Origin of the sequence: Hymenobacter sediminis (genome assembly GCF_003231285.1) — a bacterium.
In the GTDB taxonomy this organism is placed as follows: Bacteria; Bacteroidota; Bacteroidia; order Cytophagales; family Hymenobacteraceae; genus Hymenobacter; species Hymenobacter sediminis.
On the sequence record NZ_QKNS01000018.1, the window covers coordinates 1 to 4,019 of the forward strand.

General features: G+C 55.0%; 6 protein-coding genes. 5 read left to right on the top strand and 1 reads right to left on the bottom strand.

Going from position 1 to position 4,019, the window contains the following annotated elements; genetic code table 11:
• From DNI29_RS23725 to DNI29_RS23740, 4 genes are all read left to right on the top strand, one after another.
• The coding region (locus DNI29_RS23725; protein ID WP_110980636.1) for a plasmid mobilization protein at positions 1-442 on the top strand (442 nt) is incomplete at its 5' end.
• The gene (locus tag DNI29_RS23730) at positions 439-1,401 is read left to right on the top strand and encodes a relaxase/mobilization nuclease domain-containing protein (protein WP_110980637.1); all 963 of its coding nucleotides are present in this window, start codon (positions 439-441) and stop codon (positions 1,399-1,401) included. The genes DNI29_RS23725 and DNI29_RS23730, both read left to right, overlap by 4 nt.
• Before the next feature lie 29 nt (positions 1,402-1,430).
• Entirely contained in the window at positions 1,431-1,976 is a 546-nt protein-coding gene (locus DNI29_RS23735; RefSeq protein ID WP_110980638.1) for a hypothetical protein, read from the top strand.
• 507 nt (positions 1,977-2,483) lie between these two features.
• Positions 2,484-2,978 carry a replication/maintenance protein RepL gene (locus DNI29_RS23740; RefSeq protein ID WP_110980639.1) on the top strand — a complete coding sequence of 165 codons (495 nt, stop codon included), beginning with the start codon at positions 2,484-2,486 and terminating at the stop codon, positions 2,976-2,978.
• Here the strand turns inward: DNI29_RS23740 and DNI29_RS23745 are convergent.
• Entirely contained in the window at positions 2,975-3,199 is a 225-nt protein-coding gene (locus DNI29_RS23745) for a hypothetical protein (protein ID WP_123823424.1), read from the bottom strand. The two genes, DNI29_RS23740 and DNI29_RS23745, sit on opposite strands and share 4 nt — an antisense overlap.
• Positions 3,200-3,406: 207 nt before the next feature.
• Here DNI29_RS23745 and DNI29_RS23750 point away from each other — a divergent pair, with 207 nt between their 5' ends.
• Positions 3,407-3,712 carry a hypothetical protein gene (locus DNI29_RS23750; RefSeq protein WP_110980641.1) on the top strand — a complete coding sequence of 102 codons (306 nt, stop codon included), beginning with the start codon at positions 3,407-3,409 and terminating at the stop codon, positions 3,710-3,712.
• The last annotated feature ends 307 nt before the right edge of the window (positions 3,713-4,019 follow it).

Below are 4,019 nucleotides of genomic sequence, written 5' to 3' on the forward strand. Positions count from 1 at the left end.
CCCGTTCGCCTTCGGCTCACTCATCTTGCCCCTGCGGGGGGCTTTGCTTATGACTCCAGATAATCCCCAACCCTCCCCCCCGAACCGGTCCCGTCGAGGGGGCCGTAAGCCCGGCCCAGTCGAGCAGAAGCAACGCCACGTGGTCAGCGTCCGGCTGACTGATGCCGAGCACGTCCGCCTGAACCGGGAGGCCGAGCAATTCAACCGTAGCCAGGGTGAGGTGCTGCGGGCCGTGTGGCTGAGCCAGGACACGGCCACACGGCTACCGGCCCCGCGCACGCCCGAGCAAGCGCGGGAGCTGGCCCAACTCGCCGGCATGGCGGCCAACCTGAACCAGCTCACCAAGCAGGGCCACCAGGGCCAGGATATCCGGGCCGCCGTGGTGGTCGTTCTCCGGCAGATGCACGCCTTGCTGAACACCCTAGCCCCCGATGCGACATGATAGGGAAAGTGAAGGTAAACAAGAGTTTTCCGGCTATGTGCCAGTACGTACTGCAGGAAAAGCACCCCGAACAGGGAGCCGAGGTGATTGCCGCGCACGGAGTACGGACGGACAGCGCCGCCCACATGGCCCAGGACTTTGACGCGGTGCGGGCCATGCGGCCCGGACTGGGAAAGGCCGTTTTGCACGTGGCCCTGGCTTTTCCGGCCGAAGAGCAAGTAAAATTAGATAATACCGTGATGGGCCGCATTGCCCAGGACTACCTACGGGGAATGCGCATTGACCCGGAGAACACGCAATGGGCCGTGGTGCGCCACCACGACAAAGCCCACCCGCACATGCACCTGGTGGTAAACCGGGTAGACCTGGACGGGCAGACCATCAGCGACCAGTTCAGCCGGTCGCGCAGCGTGGAGGCGTGCAAGCGCATCGAGGCCGAGTACGGGTTGATTGTGGCCGACCAGGTGGGCCGCAAGCAGGCGCGGGAAATCGGCCCGACCCCGGCCCAGGCGAAAGCCAGCAGCCCGCACGAGCAGCAGTCGGCCGACTGGAGCCGAGCCCGGCACGACATCGGGCGGGCGCTGAGCTACACGGCCAGGCAGGTGCGGAGCTTCGACGAGCTGGGGGCTGAGCTGGGCAAGCGGGGCATCAGACTGGAACTGACCCGGCGCAAGGACGGCAGCCCGGCCGGGGTGGTGTTCACGCACGAGGGCCACCGGGTGAAGGGTAGCCAGGTAGGCCGCGAATACAGCGCCGGTAATCTGCAAGCGGGCTTTGACCGACCCAGGGTTCAGGAACAGACCCAATCTCAGGGCCAGCAGCCCGCAGCAGGGCTAAAACAAGCCGCTGACGCCTACGCCCTGGCTAAGCTGGCCGCGGCCTACGCTAAGCTCTCCCAGGGCCAACAGCGGGGGCAAACACCCGATAGGGAGCAGGATAAGGGCCTGAGCATAGGATAACACGACACCATTTCACACGAACAGAAGCAATGCAAGAACTTTTTGACGACATCAACGCCATCCGCAAGGGCATTGAGGCCTTATACAAGCGGGTGCAGGAGCAGGGCCAGCCCGTGAGCCAGGCCCAGGTAGCGCAGCTCCTGCAGGAGGCCAGCAAGGCTCCCACGTTTACCATTGACTACAAGGGGGTAGCCGCGCGCATCCAGCCGCACCTAACCACCCCGGAACAGGTCGAAAATACGCTCACTACGGGCACTAAGCAGCTTGAACAAGTCGTCAGCCGGATACCCAAGGAAGTGCCCGTAGTGGGCCAGGTATGGGGTTTTACGGATTGGCGGCTGCTGCTAGGGGTGGTTGTGCTCGTGCTAGGGCTGACGGTGGCCACCGTGTATGCCTGGCAGGCAAAGAGCGAACGGGACAAGCATGACCAACAGGTAACTAACATTGCCATAGCCTACCGGGATTCCTTGCGCCAAGAGCGGAGCCAGCACGATTGGCTGATAACGGGCTATTTACGGCTAAACAAGGCTAACCCAGCTCTAACGCGCAAGACCTTCCACCGCCCCACTAAGTAGTTTTTCCCTACCGCCCCAATCGAAAGGGGGGTACCGGCAAATTGTCGGTACCCCCTTTCTGTTGCAGTAGGTGTGAAGCAGGAAGTGTACCCGCCCTGTCAGTCCCACACACCTGTAAGGACTGACAGAGCAAAGCTACACATCTTAAAAAACCCGGCCTTGTGGGTGGGATAGTTCAATTTCTTAACTGTGCAGAAAGAGGGTATTTATAATCTGCAATTGAGTATTCAGGAATCCTAAGAGCATTCACATTCAAACACACCCACGAGAGTAGCAAAGCAAGCCAAACGGTGCGGTTATGAAAGAGTAAGAAGTATAAGTATATAAGTTATTGATTAACAATGTTTTATTTTTCAAACGTGTTCAATGGTATTGAACATAGGTGTTCAATAGCTACTGAACACGTTTGATACAATTAGCTTAAAATTTTGAACATGATGTAAAGATAATTTGGAATTTTGTTTTACGTTTGCAACAACAATGCACACTCATATTGAACACTAAAACATGGCCCACGAGAAGAATATCATCGACCCTGAAACCGGGGAAGTAACCAAGGTGAATAGTGGTTTTGTCCAATTATACGAAGACAAGATTCCGCTTGTAATTGAAATAATGGCTGAGAATCAGTCAGCCGGAAAAGTTCTTCTCTGGTTATTTCAGCATATGGATAACCGGAATGCTCTTGTAGTCAGTCAAATGGCGTTGGGAGAGGCACTAGGGATGAGCAGAACTACTGTCCATTATGCAGTTACTCATCTGAAGAATAAAAAAGCGTTAGCCGTATTCAAATCAGGTAGTACTAATATCTATGCTGTTAATTCACAAATAGCTTGGAAATCAGATGCTAACGGTAAGCGTTACGCCTTATTCGATGCAGCAGTCTACATTTCCGAGGCCGAGCAGGATAAGCCCTTGTTCAGCACCCAACTTGTAGGCCATGCCCAGCCGAAGAAAAGAGCACAAAAACGCATAAAAAACAGCGAAAACGGGTCAATTTAGGCCGTTTTGGGCGGTTGGTAGCCTAGTAGCACCAGGTAGGGATAGTAGTCTTCCGGCCCTACATAGCGCAGGGTAACGTGTGCCTGAGCGGCCGCGAACCGGGAAAGGGTTCCCGGTGGGCGACCAGCAGCCCGGTCGAGAGCTGAACAGTTGATATACTTTAACCGCTCTGGAGTAAGCCAGGAGCGCAGGTGGTCTATATTTTCTTGATTCACGGGCATACCCAAAAGTGGGCGATTATTAATTATACAAAACTATGGTAAATTATACATGATTATGTATAATTGTGAAACTATTCATTCATCGTATATGGCACAGAATCACACGTTTTTCCGCTACAGCCTAGTTCCTCAATTCGGGCAAGGCTTTAATAATTGCCAAACTAGGCCGACTGGGAACGACATACATCCACAATTTCGGCACCCTCGATGTCTGAAAAGAAATTGTACTCTATCCGCTTCTACGCAGACGGACCGGATGGTAAAACAGATAATAAGCTGTTCAACTACTCGGTGTACCAAGGAGGGCACGCGGCCGATTTACTGCTGCGCTTCTTACGCAAAGGGTTCCGGATAAAGTCGGTGTACCTGATTCACCCATATGAGACAGCCCAGCTTGGGGACCGGGTTCCGCCGACGTGGATAGAGGTGCTGAGTTGGGGTGAGCAGAAGCAGGCCCACTCCATACGTCAGCAGATGGAGTACCGATGGCCGGAACTGGACGAGGACGAGTAGGTGCGGGTAAGAAGATGAACTATGCTCCCCACAGGCCAGGGCTTTTTAAGATGATGGGGGGAAATGTGAGGGAAAAGTAAGAGTGCCAGACGTAGGGGCAGTGGGGGAAAAAGGTGTAGCTTAATGGTCCGAAAGAACGATACGGAACGATACGCAAGATGTGTTTTCCGAATCGCGCTTCGCGAAATTCGGAAAACCCGTTCGCCTTCGGCTCACTCATCTTGCCCCTGCGGGGGGCTTTGCTTATGACTCCAGATAATCCCCAACCCTCCCCCCCGAACCGGTCCCGTCGAGGGGGCCGTAAGCC